The organism is Streptomyces flaveus (assembly GCF_014647675.1).
In the GTDB taxonomy this organism is placed as follows: domain Bacteria; phylum Actinomycetota; class Actinomycetes; order Streptomycetales; family Streptomycetaceae; genus Streptomyces; species Streptomyces flaveus.
In genome coordinates this window covers 22413-43544 of sequence record NZ_BMPQ01000009.1, presented here as the reverse complement: position 1 = coordinate 43544, position 21132 = coordinate 22413, and the positions used below count along the sequence as shown (strand labels likewise).

General features: G+C 70.4%; 23 protein-coding genes. 15 read left to right on the top strand and 8 right to left on the bottom strand.

Annotated features, from left to right (window positions below; translation table 11 throughout):
- Positions 1-75 precede the first annotated feature (75 nt).
- Together IEZ21_RS19735 and IEZ21_RS19730 are read left to right on the top strand one after the other, a co-directional pair.
- A complete protein-coding gene (locus IEZ21_RS19735) occupies positions 76-1311 on the top strand; it encodes an aminotransferase class I/II-fold pyridoxal phosphate-dependent enzyme (protein ID WP_189323237.1) in 1236 nt (411 codons plus the stop codon).
- Positions 1308-2384: an MBL fold metallo-hydrolase gene (locus tag IEZ21_RS19730; protein ID WP_189323236.1), complete on the top strand. Its 1077-nt coding sequence runs from the start codon at positions 1308-1310 to the stop codon at positions 2382-2384. The genes IEZ21_RS19735 and IEZ21_RS19730 overlap by 4 nt, the downstream gene beginning before the upstream one ends.
- 111 nt (positions 2385-2495) lie before the next feature.
- Here the strand turns inward: IEZ21_RS19730 and IEZ21_RS19725 are convergent, their stop codons facing one another.
- On the bottom strand, positions 2496-3110 hold the full coding sequence (locus IEZ21_RS19725; protein ID WP_189323235.1) for a DedA family protein: 615 nt from the start codon (positions 3108-3110) through the stop codon (positions 2496-2498).
- Positions 3107-3880: an MBL fold metallo-hydrolase gene (locus IEZ21_RS19720; protein ID WP_189323234.1), complete on the bottom strand. Its 774-nt coding sequence runs from the start codon at positions 3878-3880 to the stop codon at positions 3107-3109. Before IEZ21_RS19720 ends, IEZ21_RS19725 begins: the two co-directional genes overlap by 4 nt.
- Before the next feature lie 84 nt (positions 3881-3964).
- Between IEZ21_RS19720 and IEZ21_RS19715 the strand changes: the two genes are divergently transcribed.
- The 4 genes from IEZ21_RS19715 (at position 3965) to dnaK (ending at position 9303) form a co-directional block, all read left to right on the top strand.
- Positions 3965-4390, top strand: a complete 426-nt coding sequence (locus tag IEZ21_RS19715; protein ID WP_189323233.1) for a recombinase family protein — start codon at positions 3965-3967, stop codon at positions 4388-4390.
- 111 nt (positions 4391-4501) lie between these two features.
- A complete protein-coding gene (locus IEZ21_RS19710) occupies positions 4502-6652 on the top strand; it encodes a phage holin family protein (RefSeq protein WP_246567933.1) in 2151 nt (716 codons plus the stop codon).
- A gap of 137 nt (positions 6653-6789) precedes the next feature.
- Positions 6790-7215, top strand: coding sequence for an OsmC family protein (locus IEZ21_RS19705; protein ID WP_033320259.1), 426 nt, complete (start codon positions 6790-6792; stop codon positions 7213-7215).
- Positions 7216-7410: 195 nt separating this feature from the next.
- Positions 7411-9303 carry a molecular chaperone DnaK gene (dnaK, locus tag IEZ21_RS19700; RefSeq protein WP_189323231.1) on the top strand — a complete coding sequence of 631 codons (1893 nt, stop codon included), beginning with the start codon at positions 7411-7413 and terminating at the stop codon, positions 9301-9303.
- A 69-nt stretch (positions 9304-9372) separates the two neighbouring features.
- Here dnaK and IEZ21_RS19695 read toward each other — a convergent pair whose 3' ends face one another.
- Complete coding sequence (locus IEZ21_RS19695; RefSeq protein WP_189323462.1) at positions 9373-10014, bottom strand: NADPH-dependent F420 reductase; 642 nt, start codon at positions 10012-10014, stop codon at positions 9373-9375.
- A 78-nt stretch (positions 10015-10092) separates the two neighbouring features.
- Here IEZ21_RS19695 and IEZ21_RS19690 point away from each other — a divergent pair, with 78 nt between their 5' ends.
- The 3 genes from IEZ21_RS19690 (at position 10093) to IEZ21_RS19680 (ending at position 12397) form a co-directional block, all read left to right on the top strand.
- Positions 10093-10470 carry a winged helix-turn-helix transcriptional regulator gene (locus IEZ21_RS19690; RefSeq protein ID WP_189323230.1) on the top strand — a complete coding sequence of 126 codons (378 nt, stop codon included), beginning with the start codon at positions 10093-10095 and terminating at the stop codon, positions 10468-10470.
- Positions 10471-10575: 105 nt separating this feature from the next.
- Positions 10576-12066 (top strand): AAA family ATPase, encoded by a 1491-nt coding sequence (locus IEZ21_RS19685; RefSeq protein WP_246567931.1) that lies wholly within the window; start codon positions 10576-10578, stop codon positions 12064-12066.
- Between the two features lie 148 nt (positions 12067-12214).
- Positions 12215-12397, top strand: coding sequence for a hypothetical protein (locus IEZ21_RS19680; RefSeq protein ID WP_189323229.1), 183 nt, complete (start codon positions 12215-12217; stop codon positions 12395-12397).
- Positions 12398-12458: 61 nt separating this feature from the next.
- Here the strand turns inward: IEZ21_RS19680 and IEZ21_RS19675 are convergent, their stop codons facing one another.
- Complete coding sequence (locus tag IEZ21_RS19675; RefSeq protein WP_189323228.1) at positions 12459-13322, bottom strand: Sco1979 family transcriptional regulator; 864 nt, start codon at positions 13320-13322, stop codon at positions 12459-12461.
- Positions 13323-13572: 250 nt separating this feature from the next.
- On the opposite strand from IEZ21_RS19675, the gene IEZ21_RS49125 reads away from it, so the two are divergent.
- Positions 13573-13992: a hypothetical protein gene (locus tag IEZ21_RS49125; protein ID WP_246567929.1), complete on the top strand. Its 420-nt coding sequence runs from the start codon at positions 13573-13575 to the stop codon at positions 13990-13992.
- Between the two features lie 79 nt (positions 13993-14071).
- Here IEZ21_RS49125 and IEZ21_RS19665 read toward each other — a convergent pair whose 3' ends face one another.
- On the bottom strand, positions 14072-14389 hold the full coding sequence (locus IEZ21_RS19665) for an ArsR/SmtB family transcription factor (RefSeq protein ID WP_189323227.1): 318 nt from the start codon (positions 14387-14389) through the stop codon (positions 14072-14074).
- Between the two features lie 91 nt (positions 14390-14480).
- On the opposite strand from IEZ21_RS19665, the gene IEZ21_RS19660 reads away from it, so the two are divergent.
- Both IEZ21_RS19660 and IEZ21_RS19655 read left to right on the top strand, forming a co-directional pair.
- A complete protein-coding gene (locus tag IEZ21_RS19660) occupies positions 14481-15479 on the top strand; it encodes a zinc-dependent alcohol dehydrogenase family protein (RefSeq protein ID WP_189323226.1) in 999 nt (332 codons plus the stop codon).
- Positions 15480-15522: 43 nt separating this feature from the next.
- The gene (locus IEZ21_RS19655; RefSeq protein ID WP_189323225.1) at positions 15523-17001 is read left to right on the top strand and encodes a HEAT repeat domain-containing protein; all 1479 of its coding nucleotides are present in this window, start codon (positions 15523-15525) and stop codon (positions 16999-17001) included.
- A 24-nt stretch (positions 17002-17025) separates the two neighbouring features.
- On the opposite strand, the gene IEZ21_RS19650 is transcribed toward IEZ21_RS19655, so the two are convergent.
- Positions 17026-17871 (bottom strand): helix-turn-helix domain-containing protein, encoded by an 846-nt coding sequence (locus IEZ21_RS19650; protein WP_189323224.1) that lies wholly within the window; start codon positions 17869-17871, stop codon positions 17026-17028.
- Between the two features lie 212 nt (positions 17872-18083).
- Here IEZ21_RS19650 and IEZ21_RS19645 point away from each other — a divergent pair, with 212 nt between their 5' ends.
- Positions 18084-18389: a 4a-hydroxytetrahydrobiopterin dehydratase gene (locus IEZ21_RS19645; RefSeq protein ID WP_189323223.1), complete on the top strand. Its 306-nt coding sequence runs from the start codon at positions 18084-18086 to the stop codon at positions 18387-18389.
- A gap of 8 nt (positions 18390-18397) precedes the next feature.
- Positions 18398-19138 (top strand): class I SAM-dependent methyltransferase, encoded by a 741-nt coding sequence (locus IEZ21_RS19640; protein WP_189323460.1) that lies wholly within the window; start codon positions 18398-18400, stop codon positions 19136-19138.
- Here the strand turns inward: IEZ21_RS19640 and IEZ21_RS19635 are convergent.
- Both IEZ21_RS19635 and IEZ21_RS19630 read right to left on the bottom strand, forming a co-directional pair.
- Positions 19095-19616, bottom strand: a complete 522-nt coding sequence (locus tag IEZ21_RS19635; RefSeq protein WP_189323222.1) for a hypothetical protein — start codon at positions 19614-19616, stop codon at positions 19095-19097. The two genes, IEZ21_RS19640 and IEZ21_RS19635, sit on opposite strands and share 44 nt — an antisense overlap.
- On the bottom strand, positions 19613-20092 hold the full coding sequence (locus IEZ21_RS19630) for a hypothetical protein (protein ID WP_189323459.1): 480 nt from the start codon (positions 20090-20092) through the stop codon (positions 19613-19615). Before IEZ21_RS19630 ends, IEZ21_RS19635 begins: the two co-directional genes overlap by 4 nt.
- A 74-nt stretch (positions 20093-20166) precedes the next feature.
- Between IEZ21_RS19630 and IEZ21_RS19625 the strand changes: the two genes are divergently transcribed.
- Positions 20167-21111, top strand: a complete 945-nt coding sequence (locus tag IEZ21_RS19625) for a helix-turn-helix transcriptional regulator (RefSeq protein ID WP_189323221.1) — start codon at positions 20167-20169, stop codon at positions 21109-21111.
- The last annotated feature ends 21 nt before the right edge of the window (positions 21112-21132 follow it).

Below are 21132 nucleotides of genomic sequence, written 5' to 3'. Positions count from 1 at the left end.
TGACGCGTGACGGTGGGTACTCACAGCTCAGAGACACAGGCCCTGGAGACCACGGATCACTGCGCGGAGGCAACCATGCGGCGGACGGATCCGGAAGGCCACGGCCCCGTCCGTTACGGCCCACCGATACCCGGCCAGGGGCTGCCCGTGCCGCCGGGCCTTGCCGCTGCCGCCGCCGGTGCGCACACCGAACCCACCGGCGGCGGCCCCCGCCTCCTGGACGCGGCCTGCGCCTACTGGGCCCGACGCGGACTGCCCGCCGAGCGTCACCGCACGGTCGCGGCCCCCGGCGCTCCCGCCCTGCTCCTCGCGCTGACCGCCGCGCTCGGCGGCGACGTCCTGGTGCCGCTGCCGTGCGCCGCCTGGTGGCGGCCGACGGCCCGGCTGCTCGGCACCTCCGTGTTCCATGTGGCGACGTCCGCCGAGTGCGGTGGCGTCCCCGATCCGTACGCCCTCCTGGAGACCGTGCGCCGGGTGCGCGCCGAGGGCGGCGACCCGCGGTTGCTGGTGCTCTCCGTCGCCGACGACCCCACCGCCACAGTCGCCCCGCCCGAAGTGGTCCACGAGACCATAGAGGCCGCCGCGGGCGAGGGACTGCACCTGATCAGCGACGAGACCTGGCGCGACACCCTGCACCAGCCGCACGACACGGTCCTGCTGAGCCCCGCCGAGATGCTTCCCGACCGGGTCACGGTGATGACCGACCTGGCCGGCCCGTTCCTGCCGCCCGGCTGGCCGGCCGCCATCGCCCGTTTCCCCGACAACGACACCGGCACCCGACTGCGCGACCGTGTCCTCGACGTCCTGACCGCGCTCGGCGCCCGCCTCGCGACACCGGTCGCCGAAGCCGCCGCGTACGCGCTCGGCGAACCCGAGGAGATCAGCCTGCGGCTCACCGAGTCCGTACGACTGCACGCGCGCGTGGCCGCCGCCGCGCACCACGCCGTGGTGACGGGGGGCGCCCTCGCCCGGCCCCCGCAGACAGGGCGCCATCTGTACGCGGACCTGGGCCCGCTGCGCCCCGCGCTCACCGAGTACGGCGTGGGCGACGCACAGGAACTGGAGGACTTCCTCACCGCCCGCCTCGGCATGCCCGCCCCCGGCGGCCACCGCTTCGGCGACGACCTCGGCGCCCTGCGCGTCCGCCTGGCCACCGGCCCGCTCCTCGGAGCAACGGACCAGGAGCGTACGGCGTCTCTCACGTCACCGGAACCTCTGGAATTGCCGCATGTGGAAAGCGCGTTGACCTTGCTGGGATCGGTCTTCGACGATCTCCGCGACGACGCCCGGCGATGGGAGTCCCCTCGATGACGCAGCAGTCCGAGTCGACCTCGACCACCACCACGTCCTCGTCCTCCTCCTCGATGGATGCCGATGAGCCGGTGTCCTCCTCCGTGCCCGCGGGCGGAACGGGAACGCCGCTCGCCGCGCCCCGCCCGCTCGGCGAGCGGCGGCTCTGGCCGCGGTCCTTCGCCGACCGGCTGACCGCCCCGCTGCCCGGCCTCAGCGGCTTCGCCCGCTTCGCCCGCGAGGGCGCGCTGCGGCCGGGACCCGAAGGCCTCGCCGACATCCCCCGGCTGCCGTACGAGCCGGCCCCACTGCCGCGTGTGGACACGCAGACCGTCGCCGTCTCCTGGGCCGGGCACGCGAGCTGGGTGATCCGGATCGGCGGACTCACGGTCCTCACCGACCCGGTCTGGTCCCGCAAGATCCTCGGAACTCCCGCCCGGGTCACGCCCGTTGGCGTGCCCTGGAGCGAACTGCCGCGCATCGACGCGGTGGTCATCAGCCACAACCACTACGACCACCTGGACGCCCCGACCCTGCGCAGGCTCCCGCGCGACACCCCCGTCTTCGTCCCCGCCGCGCTCGGCGACTGGTTCCGGCGCCGCCGCTTCACCCGTGTCACCGAGCTCGACTGGTGGGAAGCGGCTGAACTGAGCGGGGTCCGCTTCGACTTCGTGCCCGCCCATCACTGGTCCAAGCGCAGCCTCCACGACACCTGCCGCACTCTGTGGGGCGGCTGGATCCTGACCGCACCCGACGGCCGACGCGTCTACTTCGCGGGCGACACGGGTTACGGCCATTGGTTCACCCGCATCGGCAACCGTTACCCCGGCATCGACCTGGCCCTCCTCCCGATCGGTGCGTACGAGCCCCGCTGGTGGCTCAGCGACGTCCACTGCAATCCGGAGGAGGCGGTCCGCGCGGCCCAGGACCTGGGCGCCCGCCGGATGGCACCGATGCACTGGGCCACGTTCGTACTGTCGGTGGAGCCGGTGCTGGAACCGCTGACGCGGGTGCGGGAGGCTTGGGAGAGGGCGGGCTTGGCGCGAGAGGATCTGTGGGACTTGCCGGTCGGGGCGTCCCAGGTGCTGGATTGACCGGGGAACTACCGCCCCCTGAAGGGGGCGCAGCCCCTTCAGGGGCGCGGGGCTGTGACATTATGCGGCTCCGCCGCGTGGGCGCGACCAGCCACAACGAACCCGCAGTCGTTACACGGCCTTACGAACCCGCCGCCAAACACCAGGAGCCGCACTGACCACCAGCGTGAGCGCAACCGCGGCCACCACACCCTCCCAGGGCTCCTTGAACAGCGAGCCCCCCAGTATCCCGATGAGCTGATACGTCACCGCCCACGCAAGGCAGGCCGGCACATCCCCCCGTACGAACTGCCGCATCGGCATCCGCGCCATCAGACACGCCAGCATCACCGGAATCCGCCCCGCCGGAACGAGCCGCGACACCACGAGCACGGTCACCCCATGCGTTTCGAGCCGCTCCTGCGCCTGCGCGAGCCGGTCCTCCGGGGCACGATCACGCAGTGCCTGCAGCCACCGCGAGCCGTTCTTCGAGCCCATCCCGCGCTTCCCGAGCCAGTACAGCGCGATGTCACCGAGGAAGGCCGCGACGGACGCCACCACGAACACCATCAGCAGCGAGAGCGGCGCCGTCTGATGAAAGGCCACCACCGCGGCCGAACTCACCAGAGCCCCCGTGGGTACCACCGGCACCAGCGCCCCGATCAGCACCAACAGGAACAACGACGGGTAGCCGACCGCCTGCTGGGTCGTCTCCGGCGGCACCGTGGCCGCCGCGGACAGGATCATCGCGCGACTTCCGGCCGTACGCTCTCGCCGTGCCCCAAAAGGTGCACGGCCACCTCGGGCGCCCTCTCGCGCGCCAGGCGCATGAACTCCGGGCCCGGCGCATGGAATTCATGGGGGCGCACGGCGTCCATGCCGATCGGCCAGTACGTGCCGTAGTGCACCGGCACCGCGCTGCCCGGCAGCAGCCGGGCCAGCGCCTCGGCGGCCCGTCCGGCGTCCAGATGCCCCTCCCCGAGATACGGTCCCCAGCCGCCGACCGGCAGCAGCGCCACGTCGACGGGCCCGACCTCCTTGGCCATCTCCTCGAACAGGCCGGTGTCCCCGGCGAAGTACGTCCGCCCCTCGCCCTCGACGACATAGCCGAGGGCGGGCGAACGATGCGGCCCGAGTGGCAGGCGCCGCCCGTCGTGCCGCGCAGGAACGGCCCGTACGACCAGGTCACCGACCCGTGTCTCGTCGCCCGGCGCGACCTCCGTGAGCCGTAGATGGCCGAGCCTGCGCAGCCCGGGCACGGCGCGCATGGTGCCCCGCGGCACCAGCACCCGGGTGCCCGCGGCGAGCCGCGCCAGCGAGGGAACGTGCAGATGATCGGCGTGCAGATGCGAGACCAGGGCCGCGTCCGCGAGTGCCGCCTCGGGTGGGGGCGTAGCCCCGCGGCGACGGCGCAGATGAGCGAGCCGACGAGCGAACAACGGGTCGGTCAGCAGGCGCACGCCCGAGTCCTCGACCGTGCAGGTCGCGTGACCCCACCAAGTGATCTCCACCGGCACCCCCTTTGCTCCCTTCGTGCGACTCCCCCAGAGCCTACGGGCAGGGGTAGGGTCAGCGGCGAAACCGGAGGTGAGGGGGACACCATGGGAGACACGCACAACGCCTCCGGCCTGCTTCGCGTCACGGCCATCGCCAGTCTGACGCCGCTGGAGGAACTGGACACGGATCCCTTCCTGGTGGACTCGCGCAGCCAGCACGCCATGTGCGCGCGCTGGGCCGCCGAGCACGGGTACGTCATCACCCGGGAACTCCTCGTACGCGGACTGCGCCCCGACCATGGCGCGCTCTGGGAGGACGTCGAGGCCGGCCGCGTCGATCTGTTCGTCGCGCCCAGCCGTCGGGTGCTGGAGCGGGCGCTCGCCTCGGTCGACGAGTTCACCGCCGAGTGCGCCCGGCGAGGCGTACGCATCGAGACGGTCGGGCACGCGGAACCGGCGTACGACGCGCAGATGAAGGCGTCGGTCCATCGCCGGCTGTCGATGCCGACGGCGGGGTACGACGGGCGCTGAATCGCGGGGGTTCACCCTCTGTCTGCTGACGTCCGTGCGCCCTCACCCGTTGTGACAATGTGGGAACGGACTTCGGCAGCGGGAGTCGGTGGGAGGCAGCGAGAGGTGGGCGTGCGCGACAGACGATGGCGGCGGCTGGGCAGTACCGTCCTGCGGAGTATCGCGGTGTGGGCGGTCTCCACTGTCACCATGCTGGTGCTCGCCGGGATCCTGCCGGACTTCCGGATCCAGTCGGCCGACGGAGAGAGCGCCACCCGTATCACCGTCGCCGCCGCGGTCGGCGCCGGAGGCTTCGGTCTGCTCTCGGCCCTGGTGTGGCCCATCCTCGTCCGGGCCTTCCTCCTGGTGCCCGCCCTCGTCCTCGGACTGCTCGTCTTCTTCCTCAACGGCTCGCTGCTCCTCGTCGTCCTGCGTTTCAATCCCTCGGGACGGGGCGAGGTCGCCCCGGAAACCGCCGTCGTGGTCGCCGCCGTGATGTCCGCGGTCGCCTCCGCCACCGGCGCGGCCCTCGCCGTCCGGGACGACGACGCGTACCGGAGGAGGCTGTACCGCCTGGCCGACCGTCGTCGCACGGAGGAGCTGGGAGAGGGCGGGCCGTCGACTCCCGGCACCGTCTTCCTCCAGCTCGACGGCGTGGGACATGACGTACTGCTGGACGCGGTCGGGCGGGGCCTGATGCCCACGGTCGCCGCCTGGCTCGGCAGAAGCGAAGGCGAGAGCAAGCAAGAGAGCAAGGGCGAGAGCAAGAGCAGACGTGACGGCGACCGCGAGGGCGAGCGTGGCGCCGGGCCCACCCACCGCCTCACCCTCTGGCGCACCGACTGGTCCAGCCAGACCGGCGCCAGCCAGCTCGGCATCCTGCACGGCTCCAACCACGACATCCCCGCCTTCCGCTGGTACGAGAAGGAGAGCCGGGAGGTGATGGTCTGCAACCGGCCCACCAGCGCCGCCGAACTCCAGCGCCGGGCCATCGAGCGCACCGGCGACGGCGGTCTGCTCACCCTGGACGGCGCCAGCCGCGGCAACCTCTTCAGCGGCGGCGCCGACCAGCTCGCCCTGGTGCTGTCCGTGGCGGCGCGGCGGGGCAAGGAGAACCGTTCGCGGGCGGGCTACTTCGCGTATTTCTCCGACCCCGCCAACGCCGTCCGTACCGCCATGTCGTTCGTCGCCGACGTCGGCCGCGAGATCGGCGAGTCCACCCGCGCCCGCCTCAGGAAGCAGCGCCCCCGCGTCAAACGCGGCGGCCTGTACCCCTTCATCCGCGCCTTCGCGACCGTCGTCGAGCGGGACGTCGTCGTCGCCGCCGTGATCGGCGACATGCTCGCCGGACGCGCCGCGGTCTACGCGGACCTGGTCGCGTACGACGAAGTGGCCCACCACTCGGGCCCGTACAGCCGCGACGCCGAGAAGGTCCTGGGCCGCCTCGACCGCTCCCTTGCCCTGATCGCGAAGGTCGCCGAGCACGCCCCGCGCGCGTACCGCATCGTCGTCCTGTCCGACCACGGCCAGAGCCCCGGCGAGACCTTCCGCGCCCGCTACGGACTCGCTCTCGGCGAACTCGTCAGGGCCGGCTGCGGACTGCCCGTGCCCCGCAAGGCGCGGCGTACGCACAGCGGTGCCGAGGCCCGGGCCACCGTACGGGCCGCGCTGCACCGGCCCGTCGAGGAGGGCGGCGAACAGCACCGCCCGTCCGGCCGCCGCTCGGAGCCCATCGTGCTGGCGTCGGGCAACCTGGGCCTGGTGTCCTTCCCGGACGTACCGCACCGGATGAGCCGCGAGGAGATCGACGAGCGCCACCCTGCCCTGCTGTCCACACTCGCCAACCACCCCGGCATCGGCTTCGTCCTGGTCAGGAGCGAGCGGCACGGCGGCCTCGTACTCGGCGCGCACGGCGTGGAGATCCCCGTGGACCAGCTGGAGGAGAACCCGGGCCCGCTCGCCGACTTCGGCCCCGCCGCAGCCGCCGCCGTACGCCGCACGCACTCCTTCCCGCACGTCGCCGACATCATGGTCAACTCCTCCTACGAGCCCCAGGACGGCGAAGTCCTCGCCTTCGAGGAGCAGATCGGCTCCCACGGCGGACTCGGCGGCGCCCAGGGTGAAGCGTTTCTGATGTCGCCCCTCGACCTGCCGCCCCCCTGCGCGGAGGGGGCGGAACTCGTCGGCGCCGAGCAGGTGCACCGTGTCCTGCGGCGCTGGCTGCGGGAGGCCGCCGGGCCGCAGATCCCGCTGCCAGCGCGTCGCGATCAGCGGGCGGCCTGACGGGAGCCCGGGCAGATCCCGCCGGGTGCTCACCTGCCGTTCAACCGCTCTTGACCGGACCCTCCGACTGCACCGGGCGCAGATGTGATCGGATGGGGCGTACGGACCGATCCAGGGACCCATCGAAAGGACACATCGTGGCAACCACGCGTACCGCACACACCGTCTGGGAGGGCGAACTGCTCAAGGGCAGCGGCACCGTCACCTTCGACTCCTCGGGCATCGGTTCGCAGCCGGTGTCGTGGCCGTCGCGAGCCGAGGCCGCGAACGGCAAGACCAGCCCGGAGGAGCTCATCGCCGCCGCCCACTCCAGCTGCTTCTCCATGGCCCTGTCGCACGGCCTGACCGGCGCCGGTACCCCGCCCACCCGCCTCGAGACGAAGGCCGACGTGACCTTCCAGCCCGGCGAGGGCATCACCGGCATCCACATCACCGTCCAGGGCGAGGTGCCGGGCCTGGACGCGGACGGCTTCGCCGCGGCGGCCGAGGACGCCAAGAAGAACTGCCCGGTGAGCCAGGCCCTCACCGGCACCACGATCACGCTGACGGCCGAGCTGGCCTGACTGCCTGCCTGACCCGTCTGCAAGCACTCCGTACGCACCTCGATGCCGCGCCTCCCGCAGGGCGCGGCATCGTCGTTTGCAGGTGCTGCTCCAGGTGCGGCGTACGCGTTTCCGGGGTACCTGGTGGGTGTTGACAAGAGCGCACTCAAGTTTTGTGCTGGAGGGCGGGAAGCGCCCGGGTGGAAGGGGACGAAGATGGCACGAGCGGTCGGGATCGATCTCGGTACCACGAACTCCGTGGTGGCCGTCCTGGAAGGCGGTGAGCCCACAGTCGTCGCCAACGCCGAGGGCGCGCGGACGACGCCGTCCGTCGTGGCCTTCGCCAAGAACGGCGAAGTCCTCGTCGGCGAGGTCGCCAAACGGCAGGCCGTGACGAACGTCGAGCGCACCGCGCGCTCCGTGAAGCGGTACATGGGCGACGCGAGCTGGCGCTTCCCGGAGAAGGGCGACATCGACGGCACCCGCTATCGGGCGCAGGAGCTGTCGGCCCGTGTGCTGCAGAAACTGAAGCGGGACGCGGAGGCGTATCTCGGCGAGGACGTCACGGACGCAGTGATCACCGTGCCCGCCTACTTCGACGACGCCCAGCGCCAGGCCACCAAGGAGGCCGGCGAGATCGCGGGCCTGAAGGTGCTGCGGATCATCAACGAGCCGACGGCCGCGGCCCTCGCGTACGGGCTCGACCGCGGCGAGGAACAGACCGTCCTCGTCTTCGACCTGGGCGGCGGCACCTTCGACGTCTCGCTCCTGGAGATCGGCGACGGCGTCATCGAGGTCAAGGCCACCAACGGCGACACCCACCTCGGCGGCGACGACTGGGACCAGCGGATCGTCGACCACCTCACCAAGCGTTTCAAGGGCTCGTACGGCATCGACCTCGGCAACGACAAGATGGCGATCCAGCGGCTGCGCGAGGGCGCCGAGAAAGCCAAGATCGAGCTGTCCTCCTCCACCGAGACGACCATCAACCTGCCCTACATCACCGCCTCCGCCGAAGGCCCGCTGCACCTCGACGAGAAGCTGACGCGCGCCCAGTTCCAGGAAATGACAAGTGACCTGCTCGACCGCTGCAAGACCCCCTTCGACCAGGCGGTCAAGGACGCGGGCATCAAGCTCTCCGCCGTCGACCACGTCATCCTCGTCGGCGGCTCCACCCGGATGCCCGCGGTGACCGAACTCGTCAAGGAACTCACCGGCAAGGACCCGCACAAGGGCGTCAACCCCGACGAGGTCGTGGCCCTCGGCGCCGCCCTCCAGGCGGGCGTCATCCGCGGCGACGTGAAGGACGTCCTGCTCCTCGACGTCACCCCGCTGTCCCTGGGCATCGAGACCAAGGGCGGCATCATGACGAAGCTCATCGAACGCAACACCACGATTCCCACCCGGCGTTCGGAGATCTTCACCACCGCCACGGACAACCAGCCCTCGGTCGGAATCCAGGTCTTCCAGGGCGAGCGCGAGATCGCCGCCTACAACAAGAAGCTCGGCGTCTTCGACCTCACAGGCCTGCCGCCCGCACCGCGTGGAGTGCCGCAGATCGAGGTCGCCTTCGACATCGACGCCAACGGAATCATGCACGTCTCCGCGAAGGACCTCGCGACGGGCCGCGAGCAGAAGATGACGGTGACCGGCGGCTCGGCCCTCCCCAAGGAGGACATCGACCGCATGATGCGCGAGGCGGAGCAGTACGCCGACGAGGACCGCCAGCGCCGCGAGGCCGCCGAGACCCGCAACCAGGCCGAGCAACTCGTCTACCAGACCGAGCGTTTCCTCCGCGACAACGAGGAACGGATCCCCGCCGACACCAAGTCGGAGGTCGAGTCCGCGATCACCGAACTCAAGACCCTGCTGGAGTCCCGCGACGACGCCGACACGGCCGCCCTCCGCGCCGGGGCGGAGAAACTGGCCTCGGTCAGCCAGAAGATGGGCCAGGCCATGTACGCCCAGACCCAGCAGACTCCTCCGGAGGACCAGCAGCCGGGCACCGAACACTCCACGACGAACACCTCGGACGAAGAAGGCGTGGTCGACGCGGAGATCGTGGACGACGAGAGGGAGGGCGGGGAGAAGAAGGGGGGTGCGGCGTAGGGCTGGGGCTGGCATCAATCGGCCCGTCCGGGGGCATGGCGACCGAAGCTGCCCCCTGGCGGCCAGACTTCAGCGGCCCTCCGCATACTCGACCGGCGGCACAATCGCCTGGGCGTCCGCTCCCTCGCCCACCCACAGGCCTATCAGGAACGCGGCGGTCGCCTCTAGCAGGGCTGCCCGCTCGAGCCCTCCACCATTGAGCGGCTCGCAGCCGAGGTCACGTACCAGGCGCTGAACGGTGTCGAGGGCCAGTGCATCGTCGCCGCAGAGCGGGACCGCCAGGGGGCGGCCGTCGAAGACGGGAGGAGTCAGCCGCCACACACTCTCGTGGCACAGGTTGAATGCCTTGACAACGTGCGTGCCCGGCGCAGCGATGGCGATGCGCTCGGCAGCCGAGGGCCCGCCCCGGGTCTCGAGGACGAAGCCAGGGGCGACAGGATTGGTGCAGTCGACCAGTGTCCGGCCCTCAAGGGCGTCAGCGAGGCCGGACACCACGCCGGCCACCGCTGCGTACGGCACCGCCAGCAGCACCGCATCCGTGCCGTGCTCGGCTGCATCCCGCAGGCTTCCCGCCCGTCCGCCGATTCTTTCGCCGAGGGCGGCCGAACGGCCCGCGTCCCGTCCGCCCACGAGCACATCATGGCCGGCCCGCGCCCACTGCCCACCCAGGGCGTCCGCCATGCTGCCGGTGCCGACAATCCCGATCCTCACCATGCCCACTTCCCTTGCGGCAGTCCTGCCATCGGATTCGGAACGACATTAGGAAGCGGTTCGGGCACCATTCGGTAAGTGACCGCTGACCAGAACTTCCTCGCCGACTGCCGCGCCCGGCTCGCGTTCGACCTGCTCGCCAACACGTGGAACGCCGTGGTGATCTGGGCGTTGCGCGAGGGGCCGGCGCGGCCTGGCCAACTGCGCGAGCGGATCGGCGGGATCAGTCCCAAGGTGCTCACCGAGACCCTGCGTCGGCTGCAGTTCAACGGCTTGGTGGAGCGCCGCGCGTACATGGGCGCTCCACCCCGCGTCGAGTACGAGCTCACCAGGTTGGGGCAGAGCCTGCTGGCGCCGATCGAGGCGTTCGGTGCCTGGGCGTTCGAACACGGTGATGAAGTAATGGCGGCCCAGGAGCGGGAGGACGCAACCAGCCATCGGTCCATGCCCTGCTGACCGCTTACGTCGGTTCGTGATGCCGCTGGCCCGTGTCCATCGACGTGTGTTCTCGTTCTTAGGGATGTACTTCTTAGAGGTACGCCACTAAAAATGAGGTGCCCTGTGGCGCGACGTTCCCACCGCTCCATCCCCAAGCCGCCCCAGATCTTCGACCGTGACTGGGAGTGGAGCGAGTTGACCGCTTTCGTCTCCGACGAGGAGCCAGGGCCACGCCTCGCGGTCGTGTCCGGGCGTCGCAGGCGGGGGAAGAGCTTCCTGCTCGAAGCCCTCACCGAAGCGACCGGCGGCTTCTACTTCGCCGCCGTCGAGGGCACGCGGGCCGAGGCACTGAGTCTGCTCGGCGAGGAGATCGCACGCTTCACCGACGCTCCCGTGCCGCTCCGCCCTCAGGACTGGACCGAAGCCCTGGAGCTCCTCTTCGACCTGGCCGCGCAGCGCCCCGTCCCGATCGTCATCGACGAGTTTCCCTATCTGGTCCGGGGCGACGCCTCCCTCCCATCCCGCCTCCAGCGGGCCATCGGTGTCCGCGCGGGCCGTCATCTGCGCCGCCACCCCCGCATCCTCCTCTGCGGCAGCGCGATGTCGTTCATGGGCGGGCTGCTGTCCGGTACGTCACCGCTGTACGGCCGCGCGGGACTCGACCTCGTCGTGCACTCCCTGGGCTACCGGGAGGCAGCCAAGTTCTGGGAAATCACCGACCCGAGGCTCGCGGTCCTCACCCACGCCGTGGTCGGCGGAACCCCGGCCTACGGACGGGAGTTCGTGGACGACGACGCGCCGACAGGACTGGATGACTTCGACGACTGGGTCTGCCGTACGGCTCTCAACCCGGCCCGTCCGCTGTACGGCGAGGCGGAGTTCCTGCTGGCCGCCGAACGCGACGTACGCGACCGGGCGCTCTACCACTCCGTTCTCGCGGCGGTCGCGGCAGGCAATCACACCAGCGGCGGCATCGCGAGCGCGGTGGGTCGCAAGGCCACCGACATCTCGCAGCCGTTGACGGTGCTCAAGCGGTGCGGACTGCTGACCGTGGAACCGGACGCCTTCCGCGGCAACCGCAGCGCGTATCGCATCGCCGAACCGCTGATCACGTTCCATCACGCGGTGGTACGCCCCAACCAGGCACGTCTGACTCGCCGAAGCAACCCGGCGGAGGCCTGGGCGCAATCCCGGGACACGTTCCTGAGCAAGGTCGTCGGCCCCCACTTCGAGCACCTGTGCCGCGACTGGGTCTCCTGGCACGCCGAACCCGACACCTTCGGCGGCCTGCCCATCGACGTCACCTCGGGAACCGTCGCCGATCCGTCCGCGCGCACCTCCCACGAGGTCGACGTCGTCGTACGCGGCGCGGTCGGCCAGGACCACGGCATCCTGCTGTCGATCGGCGAGGCGAAGTGGAACAAGGTCATGGACGTACGCCACCTCGACCGGCTCCGCCACATCCTGGGACTCCTCGCATCCCGAGGCATCGACACAAGCCACGTCCGCCCCGCCTGTTACAGCGGCATCGGCTTCACCCCAGCCCTACAGGCAGCGGCCGAACGTGGCGAAGTGCTCCTCGTGGATCTGGGGTGCCTGTACGGCGGGGCGTAGACGCTCCGTCGGGCAACGGCCTGCCCTACGCTTCGCCGAGTTGACCAGGTTTCTCGCCCCGCCCGTCGAATTCACGGCCGTTGAGTGGACCGACTTCCTGGCCGGTGCCAAGCTGGGCGAGTTCGACCTGTCGGCGTAGGGAGTCCTGATGGGGCAGTGCCCGCAGTGCGGCGGCAGCGCCGAGCCCGACCCGGAGCACTCCGGGGTGATGCGCTGCATGGCGTGCTGGGACGTCTGGGCGCTGCCGCGTGCGTCGTCCTGTCCCGGCTGCCGCCCCCGGCTGATGAGCGCACTCCGCAAGCTGGACGAGTACCGGGACCTGCGCCGCTGAGTCCGTACGGGCCTCGTCGTGTGCTGCACGGCGGGGGCCGGGAACGAGAAACCCCGGCGCCTCAGAAGTCGTCGCGCCGTCGCTCGATGAGCTCCTTCGTGCGCTGGGCCGAGGTCGCGCGGGTCGTCATGGCGTCCAGGACCTCCAGGTGTGCGGCCACCTCCCGGCGCGAGTCGAGATACAGGGCGCCGGTCAGATACTCGCTGTACACCATGTCGGGCAGCTCCGGCTCCGCGAAGCGGAACAGTGTGAAGGGCGCGCACGCCCCTGGGTGCGGGCCGTCCTTGAACTCGGCGATCTGCAGCGTGATGTGGTCGTTCTCGGCGACCACCAGAAGCCGGTCGAGCTGCTCCCGCATCACCTCACCCCGCATGCACACCGGCCGCAGCAGCACCGTCTCGTCCATGATCACCCACAGGCGGGGCGGATGCTCGCGGGTCAGCAGCTTCTGCCGCTCCAGCCGCAGCGTCACATGCCGTTCGACATCGGCCGGCCGGGTCTGCCCGACCGTGCCCGCCTCCAGGACGGCGCGCGCGTAGTCCTCGGTCTGCAGCAGCCCGGGCACGAAGTGCGGCTCGTACGACCGGATCAGCGAGGCCGCGCCCTCCAGGCTCACATGCAGGCTGAACCAGTCCGGCAGCACGTCGTGGAAACGCTGCCACCAGCCCGGCTGGTTTGCCTCCTCGGCCAGTGCGACGAACGCCGCGATCTCGTCGTCGGGCACGCCGTACGTCGACAGCAGCACCTGCGCGTACGGGATCTTCAGCGCGACCTCGGCCATCTCCATCCGCCGCACGGTCGCTGCCGTGACACGCAGAATCTGGGCCGCCTCGTCCCGCCGCAGCCCGCATTCCTCACGCAGTTCCTGAAGTCTTCTTCCCAGCACCACCTGACCCACGGTCGGCGCCGGCCGCCGTTCACTCACGCCACGCCTCCCCACGCGCCGAGCAACGCAAGAAGTCTGCCACGTCGGCGGGAAACCAACACGGGATCGGGCGCCTCTTCATTACCTCGCGCGTAATCGACCACCGCCCACGCCCCCGGCATGGTGGGTGTACCGGGTCCCGGGCCGGCGCACTCCGGTCCGGGACCTGGGTCCCACCGGTCCGCCCGGACCCTGGCCCGTCCGGACCACGACCCACCCCATCTCGACCTCGACGGAGGCTGATTCCGCCATGTCCGCAACCCAACTCGCCACCCTGGCCCGCACCCCCGAGCCGCACACCATGCTGCGCCGCTTCCTGGCCTTCGACGCGGCCGGGACCGGAGCGAACGGCATCGCCTACCTCGTAGCGTCCGGCCCCATGGGGCGGCTGCTCGGCATCGACTCCGGCCTGCTGCTCACACTCGGCGTGCTCCTCACGGCGTACGCGGCGGGCGTCGGCCTCCTGGCCACGCGCCCACAGCCCCCGGCCCTCCCGGTCCGAGCGGTGATCGAGCTCAACCTCGCCTGGACTGCCTTGAGTTTCATCGCACTCGCCGTGTGGTTGTCGCCGACGACCACGGGGGCGGTGTACATACCGGCACAGGCGCTGGTCGTGGCGGGGTTCGCGGGCTTGCAGTACGGGGCGCTGCGGGCGGCCGGAAGCAGCTGATGAGCAGAGGTCGCTGAGTAGCCGTCAGAACACCATCATCCGAGGGCACTTGATCCCGGACCGGTCGGCCGGGCCGTTGTCAGCGCCCCTTGGCCTGGGCTGTGGTGACGGCGTCGAGCAGGCCGGGGAAGGTTCTGTCCATCTCGGTGCGGCGCAGGGCGTTCATCCGCGAGGTCCCGACGTAGTACTGCCGGATGAGACCGGCCTCGCGCAGCACCTTGAAGTGGTGCGTGGCGGTGGACTTGCTGACGGAGATGTCGAAGGCGCCGCAGGCGATGTCCTCGCCGGCGGCGTCGAGCTGGGTGACGATGCTCCGGCGCACCGGGTCGACCACGGCCTCCAGCACCTGCTGGAGGCTGAACTGCGAAACCTGTGGGTGCGACGGCGTACGTTCCATATCCTCATAGTACGATGGCCATCAAAGTTTGACGTCCATCGTACTTATGTGTCACGGTGAACCGCGTTCCCAGCGAGCGAAGGACGGTGCCATGGCAAGAACCGTGCGCTTCCACGAAATCGGCGGCCCCGACGTGATGCGGCTGGAGGACCTGGAGCCAGGCGAACCGGGACCGCGCGAAGTGCGTATCCGGGTGGACGCGATCGGCATCAACAGGGCCGAGTCGCTGTTCCGCAGCGGCCAGTACATCGAGCCGGTCAAGCAATTACCCGCCAGACTCGGCAATGAAGCCGCCGGGGTGATCGAGGCGGTCGGCCCAGAGGTGACCGGTTTCCAGAAGGGGCAGGCGGTAAGCGTCGTGCCGAACTTCTCGCACAACGACTACGGCGTGTACGCCCAGCAGGCGATCGTGCCGGCCAACGCGCTCCTGCCCCGCCCCGACGCGGTGGACGCGGTCTCCGGCGCCGCGGTGTGGATGCCCTACCTGACCGCTTACGGCGCGATGGTGGAAGTGGGCGGTATGCGGGCGGGAGACGTGGCGGTGATCAACGCCGCCTCCAGCAGCGTCGGCCTGGCCGCGATGCACACCGCCAACCGCCTGGGGGCCACGCCGATCGCTGTCACCCGAACCCGCGCCAAGAGGCAGCAGCTGCTCGACGAGGGCGCGGCCGACGTCATCGTCTCCGACGAGGAGGACACGGCGAAACGCGTGCTGCAACTGACCGATGGCAAGGGTGCCGATTACATTTTCGACGCCGTGGCCGGACCGGGCGTCGTGGCGCTGGCCCGGGTCGTGGCAGCCGACGGAACACTGTTCCTGTGGGGCGCACTGAGCGGACAGCCGACGCCCTATCCGGGGTTCGACCTGGGTATGCCCGCGCTGAACATGCGCACGTACACGATGCTCGAGATCACCAAGGACCCGCAGCGGCTGCGCCGGGCCGCGGCCTTTGTCACTTCGGGACTGCGTGACAGGGTCTTCCGCCCAGTGGTGGACCGCCTGTTCCCCCTGGAGGAGATCGTGCAGGCCCATCGGCACATGGAGTCCAACAACCAATTCGGCAAAATCGTGGTCACCGTGAGTCACTGACCCGAGCGCACTCGCCGTCGGAGCAGCCGCTTAGGCTGTCCGGATGTTCTCTCGGCGTAAGGACAAGGCCCTCAGACAACAGGAGTTCACGCTCGCTCTCTCCGAGCGGCTCGGATCCCCCGATGCCGCGGTCCGCGAGAAAGCGTTCGCGGACGCGGCCCAGGCACCTGACCTGGAGTGGGCGCTGCGCGAACTGGCCCAGGCACTCGGTCACGAGCCGTCACTGGACGTCTCCGTGGAAGCGGCGGGAGCCTTCTGCGACGCCCTGTGCCGGGACGAGGCACTGCGGGAGCGTGCCGTGCAGATCTTCGCGCGAAACCTCGACGCTCCAGAGGACCTGCTGCGTGAGTGGACGGCACTGGTCGCGGAGCTGGGTGGAGCCCCTGCCCTGCAGGTGATCGACGCCGACGTACGAGACGACGCGCGCCTGCGCCTGAAGATGCTGCGCGAGCAGGGCTGGACACCCGAGGGGCTGCCGGGCATCCAGCCGGGCACGTTCGCCTTCGAGCTGAAGTTCGGCATGGCCGTCGCGGCTGTGCTCGGCGTCGTGCGCCGTGGGACACCGCTCTCCGCCGAGGACGCGCACCGCACGCGCCAGGAAGCACGCGCTGCGTTCAAGAAGGCGCTGGTCCATCCCAGGGACAGCGAGGAACGCGATCGCGAGCTCCAACCGCTGACCGAGCTCCAGGACGACGAGTCGTGGTCGGACCGCGCCCGGACGGGCCTCCGCATCGACGAGGCGCTCGCGCTCTGCGAAAGCGGCGAGGAGGACCTGGTCGCCCTGGGCGTGGAGGTGATCTCCTACCTGCTGACCTTCCATGACGGGATCCGACGGGACCTCGTACGCGACACACTGGACGGCCTCGTCTCGCAGGACCCCGAGCCACTCACACTCAGCGAGATCCTGGAGTGCTACGAACTCCTGCACGACGAGCTCCCGCTGACCGACCCACCGACAGCGCTATTCCTGGACGAGGTCCAGCATCCGACCGCTGAGGTCCGCAGATCCGCGGCCCTCGGACTTTCCCACTTCGCCCCGGGGAGCCCGGAGGAAACCTCGGCAGTGGACGTCCTCGTCCGTCTGCTGGACGAGGACGTGGACGACGAGGTGCGTCAGTGTGCCGCCGCGGCACTGCAACGGAGCGAATACAGCCAAGATGACAACGTGAAAGCCGCGTCCACCGCCCTGGCCCGCCATGCCGACTCGGCCGACCCCGTCATCCGGGCGCTGAGCCTGGCTGACCGGGTACACCACCGTGCACCGGACGCGCCGTCCCGCCTGCTGGCCGAGCTGGAACTACCGGATCCTCACTGGAAGTTCATGCCCGTGGTCGCTCTCGCCGCGCTGCAGGCCCGGACCTCTGGCCACCGCATGCCGCGTCGGATCCGTACCGGCCTGGTCAAACGCCTCGTCCACCTCCAGAAGACCCACTGGGCCGACCGGGACGTCGACCCGATCTACCCTGACGCGGAAGACCGGGCGGAGCTGTTGGCCGACGCCTTGAAGGAACTGCGCGCCTAAGGTTTGGCGGCAGCTGAGTCATCGTCAGGACATCAGCGACTGAAGGTACTTGACCGTCACCGGGTCGGCCGGGAGCAGCGTCTCGATGGCCAGCTCGGCGACGGTCACGTCCATGGGTGTGTTGAAGGTCGAGATGGACGAGATGAAGGACAGGACGCGGCCGTCGTGCTCGATCTGCATCGGCAGCGCGAAGGCAAACGGCTCCACAGTTCCCTCGCCGCGCTCCGGGGAGGCGTGTTCCTCCGGGGCGGAGTACGGATACGCCGCCACCTCCTCGTACAGCGCGCGCAGCGCATCCGAGCGGCGCAGCGCGATGTCCCGTTCCATCTGGGCCAGCAGATGGCCGCGCCACTCGCGCAGGTTGCGGATCCTGGGCGCCAGGCCCTCCGGGTGCAGCGTCAGCCGTAGCGCGTTCAGCGGAGGAGCGAGCAGGTGCTCGGGCAGGCCGTCGAACAGCATCGCGATGCCCCGGTTGGCGGCGACCACGTTGTACGTGGCGTCCACGACGAACGCCGGGTAGGGCTCGTACCCCTGGATCAGCCGCTCCAGGCCCTCCCGCAGCGCGTCCATCGCCGGGTCGTCCAGCGGAGTCTCCGGATAGTGGGGTGCGTAACCGGCCGCCAGGAGAAGGGAGTTGCGCTCCCGTACGGGCACGTCGAGATGCTCGGCGAGGCGCAGCACCATCTCCTCGCTCGGCCGGGAGCGACCCGTCTCGATGAAGCTGATGTGCCGCGCCGAGGACCCGGCCCGCAGCGCCAGCTCCAGCTGACTCACCCGGCGCTGCTCGCGCCAGCCGCGCAACAGCGGCCCGATCCCACGGTCGGCCGAGGCAGAAGCAGTGGCAGAGGAAGTGGTCGGGACAGTGGCCATACGAAGACCGTAGTCGAGGCCCGGCCCTGAGCGGCCACCGGAGTGACGCGAGAGAATAGAGAGGCCGGTAAAACAGGGCGTCGCCCGCCGCCCCTCTCGCGGCCGAACCCATCCGCCGCTCGCCGGGCACCCGCCTGACCAGGCCCGGAACCGTCCGGCTGTGGCACGCTGAGAGAACCGGACGTTACGGGACGACGGAACGGAGCACAGCCATGCCCCTCGAACCGCTCTCGCAGAAGGACATTGAGGAACGGCTCGCCGAGCTACCGGGCTGGTCGCTCGAGGGAGACCGGATCGCCCGCTCCTACCGGCTCGGCTCGCACTTCGCGGCGGCCGCGCTGGTCATGCACATCGCTCAGGTGCAGGACGAACTGGACCACCACTCCGACCTCACCCTCGGCTACCACTCCGTCTCGCTCACCGTGAACACGCACAGCGTGGGCGGCGCGGTCACCGAGAAGGACTTCGAGCTGGCGCGCCGGGTCGAGGAGCTCGCCTCCGGGCACGGTGCCAGTTGAGCAACCTGGTGTTCGACTACAACGAGGAGGCCGAGCGGTACGACGCCTCCCGTGGCGGCGAGCCCCGTGCCGCCGAGGCCGCGAGCGCCGTACTCGCACTGCTCCTCAAGAGCACACGCAGCCTTCTCGACCTCGCCTGCGGCACTGGCACGGTGACCCGGCGCCTGGCGGCGGCCGGCCTCGAGGTGACGGGAGTCGACGCCGCGAACGGAATGCTGAGCCGGGCCGCCGCACAGTTACCCGGCCGCCTCGTACGCGCCGACTGCCGCCAACTCCCTTTCCCCGACGCCTCGTTCGACGCCGCCTCGGCGATCTGGCTGCTGCATCTGCTGGACGACGCGGCCCTCGTGGTAGCCGAGGCGGCCCGTGTGCTGCGGCCGGGCGGCGTCTTCGTCACCACCGTCGACAAGGCCGCCGCCCACGACGTGCGCAGCGACATCGACGCCGTCATGGCCCCCCGCCCCCGCCGCGCCGCCCGCGACGAGGCCGCCCTGGTGTCGCGCTTCGCCACCGACAGCGGTCTGATCCCGGCGGCCCGCTCGACCTTCCGAGGCCGCGGCCAGGGCCGCACCCCGACCCAGGCCGCCGCCGACGTACGCCGCGGCTGGTACACCCTCCTCCGCCCCGGCGCCCCCCTCACCGAACAACTCGCCTCCCGCCTGGAGGAACTCCCGCACCAACATGTCCCGCGCCCCGAACCGGAGTTCAAGCTCCGCTCGTTCCGGAAGCCGGGGCCGCGCGACGCGTGAAGTCCATGACCCAGTTGGTCACCCACGTCTTCTCGCCGTCCACCGAGAACGCCTGCTCCCAGCGGGCGGTGGTGCCGGAGAGCCCCGACCACACGAACCGCACACGCACGTCCTTGCCGATGGGGGCCCCGCTCGAGCGAAGTCGAGAGTGGGGGAGCGTGTCGTCCCCGAAGAACTCGCCCCGCCCGCCGACGAAGTGACCGATCACCGGCGGAAACAGCCTGCCCGTGCGGCTGGCCGACCAGTTCAACGACCACTCTCTGGTCTCCTGGTCGAACAGCCGCAGCGTCAGCCCCTTCCAGCCCTGGCTCGGCACGTCCATCTCGTCGATGTTGGCGGCTCCGTCGAACAGGCTCCAGCAGCGGTTTGTCGCCGGAAACTCCTCCCAGTCGCTGTCCGGGTCGAGGAAGTCGGTTCGGCGGCGGTTGAGGACCTGCCACTCGCCGTGGAAGAAGTCGAAGTCGTGCGCGCTGCTCATGAGAGGTCTCCAGTCGTGCCCTCGCGCAGTGAGTCCCCGACGTATCCATCCAAGTCGGGGGTATCGGGCATGAGTACGTGGCGTACCCAGGCGTCGCGTTCGTGCAGGATCGGCGGTAGCTCCCACACACAGCCGATCCACGGCAAGTCAGGGGTGATGAAGTGCGTTGGGTCGCGGTCCGGGCAGCCGAGTACCGGCTGACCCGCCGAGGCGCCCCGAAAGTGCAGCACGTTGTCCCACACCCAGCTGTACGCGTTGAGGTACGCGCCGTCGTCGCCGCCCCGGTGCAGCACCAAGAACGTCGCGGGCGGGGTGGCGTCCGGCTCCGGGAGCAGCTTCGGCAGGATCGCGTACGCCGCCTCCTCGACGTCGGGCGCGATGCCTGCCGGGTCCGCGGTGACGTGGTAGCGCTTGATCCGCCGTCCCGCCACCTCGATGGGCGGCGGCACGGTCAGGAGCTTCTCCGCGAAGGCCACAGAAGATGTCATGGCAGGAAGCTAGACCCGCTTCACTGACACCTTCTGTCAGCGGAGTCTGAGATCGTGACCGAGTGAAATCGGCCCGGCTCGTCTCCATCCTCCTGCTCCTCCAGACGCGAGGACGGCTCACCGCCGCCCAGCTCGCCGAGGAGCTGGAGGTTTCGATGCGCACGATCTACCGGGACGCCGAGGCGCTGAGCGCCGCGGGTGTCCCGCTGTACGGCGACGCCGGCCACGCGGGCGGTTACCAACTCCTCGACGGCTACCGCACCCGTCTCACCGGACTCACCGCCGAAGAGGCCGAGGCCCTGTTCCTCGCCGGCGTCCCCGGCCCCGCCGCCGAGCTCGGGCTTGGCTCGGTCCTCGCCGCCGCCCAGCTGAAGGTCCGCGCGGCCCTCCCGCACGAACTGCGCGAGCACGCCGACCGGATCAGCAGCCGCTTCCACCTCGACGCGCCCGGCTGGTACGCGGAGGACGACGAGGCCCCGTACCTCCCCGCCGTCGCCGACGCCGTCTGGAACAGTCGCGTCCTGCACGTCCGCTACCGCCGCTGGCGCGAGCCCACCGACGTGGAGCGCCGCCTCGAACCGTACGGACTCGTCCTCAAGGCGGGCCGCTGGTACGTGATTGCCGGCCCGGGACCGCGTACGTACCGCGTCGACCAGATACTCGAACTGGCCGCATCCGGCGAGGAGTTCACCCGTCCCGAGGACTTCGACCTCGCCGCGTACTGGATCGCGTACCAAAGGGACTTCCACGACCGGCTGCACCGCGGTGAGGCGGTGGTCCGGCTGGCTCCGGGAGTGCGGCTGACCGGCGCCGCGGCCCGCGCCGTCGAGGCCACCGGCTGTACCGACGAGAACGGCTGGACCCGCGCCACCCTCCCCATCGAGTCGATCGACCGTGCCCACGACGAATTCCTGCGCCTCGGCACGCACATCGAGGTCCTCGAACCGGCCGAGCTGCGCGAACGGATCGCGCGGACGGTCACCGTACTGGCCCGCACATACACGTAGAGAGCGCTTGCCCAAAGGCGG

Bases quoted from the DNA above. Each gene is read 5' to 3' on its own strand.
- IEZ21_RS19665 (WP_189323227.1), bottom strand. From the start codon at position 14,389: ATGGAACGTACGCCGTCGCACCCACAGGTTTCGCAGTTCAGCCTCCAG.
- IEZ21_RS19725 (WP_189323235.1), bottom strand. From the start codon at position 3,110: ATGATCCTGTCCGCGGCGGCCACGGTGCCGCCGGAGACGACCCAGCAG.
- IEZ21_RS19660 (WP_189323226.1), top strand. From the start codon at position 14,481: ATGGCAAGAACCGTGCGCTTCCACGAAATCGGCGGCCCCGACGTGATG.
- IEZ21_RS19680 (WP_189323229.1), top strand. From the start codon at position 12,215: ATGGGGCAGTGCCCGCAGTGCGGCGGCAGCGCCGAGCCCGACCCGGAG.
- IEZ21_RS19735 (WP_189323237.1), top strand. From the start codon at position 76: ATGCGGCGGACGGATCCGGAAGGCCACGGCCCCGTCCGTTACGGCCCA.
- IEZ21_RS19730 (WP_189323236.1), top strand. From the start codon at position 1,308: ATGACGCAGCAGTCCGAGTCGACCTCGACCACCACCACGTCCTCGTCC.
- IEZ21_RS19650 (WP_189323224.1), bottom strand. From the start codon at position 17,871: ATGGCCACTGTCCCGACCACTTCCTCTGCCACTGCTTCTGCCTCGGCC.
- IEZ21_RS19645 (WP_189323223.1), top strand. From the start codon at position 18,084: ATGCCCCTCGAACCGCTCTCGCAGAAGGACATTGAGGAACGGCTCGCC.
- dnaK (WP_189323231.1), top strand. From the start codon at position 7,411: ATGGCACGAGCGGTCGGGATCGATCTCGGTACCACGAACTCCGTGGTG.
- IEZ21_RS19635 (WP_189323222.1), bottom strand. From the start codon at position 19,616: ATGAGCAGCGCGCACGACTTCGACTTCTTCCACGGCGAGTGGCAGGTC.
- IEZ21_RS49125 (WP_246567929.1), top strand. From the start codon at position 13,573: ATGTCCGCAACCCAACTCGCCACCCTGGCCCGCACCCCCGAGCCGCAC.
- IEZ21_RS19715 (WP_189323233.1), top strand. From the start codon at position 3,965: ATGGGAGACACGCACAACGCCTCCGGCCTGCTTCGCGTCACGGCCATC.
- IEZ21_RS19655 (WP_189323225.1), top strand. From the start codon at position 15,523: ATGTTCTCTCGGCGTAAGGACAAGGCCCTCAGACAACAGGAGTTCACG.